1 protein-coding gene is annotated in these 442 nt (G+C 65.8%); it reads right to left on the bottom strand.

The features are described from left to right. Nucleotides 1-88 precede the first annotated feature (88 nt). Nucleotides 89-442 (bottom strand): GtrA family protein (locus tag EN852_RS35235; protein ID WP_189546361.1); only part of this gene is annotated, 354 nt, incomplete at its 5' end.

Genomic DNA, 442 nt, shown 5'->3' with positions numbered 1-442 from the left:
ACCAGCAGGCAAAGGATCACGGTCCATGCCTGCGTGTTGCGCACCTCGCCGACCGGCGCATCTGCTGTCGGTCTGTCGAGGACGACGGTCATCGGCTCCGTCCTTCGGGACAGAGGGGACTGTTGGCGCTCGAGGGGCCGCCCCCGACGAAGACAAATTTGCGCAAGACCACGAAGTTCAGAAGCGGCACCAGAATGGAAGCCAGCGCCACCGGCACCGAGGACGGGAGTCCGGCGAGATCGGCGAGAATCGTGGCCAGCCCGACGGAGAGAAGGAATCCGGCGCCGGTTGCGCAGACGAAGCGGACGATTTCGAAGCCAACCGCTCCGTCGGACATGAACGTCACGAAGCGATGCCCGCAATAGGAAAAAACGGCCCCGGCGCCGTAGGCGACGACCGAGCCGACCGCCGCCGGCAGGCCGAAACTGTCCGAGAGGGCCAG

Origin of the sequence: Mesorhizobium sp. M2E.F.Ca.ET.209.01.1.1, assembly GCF_004010375.2 — a bacterium.
Lineage (GTDB): Bacteria > Pseudomonadota > Alphaproteobacteria > Rhizobiales > Rhizobiaceae > Mesorhizobium.
The sequence above is the reverse complement of the archived record's forward strand: the minus strand, read 5'-3'. Positions and strand labels throughout refer to the sequence as shown.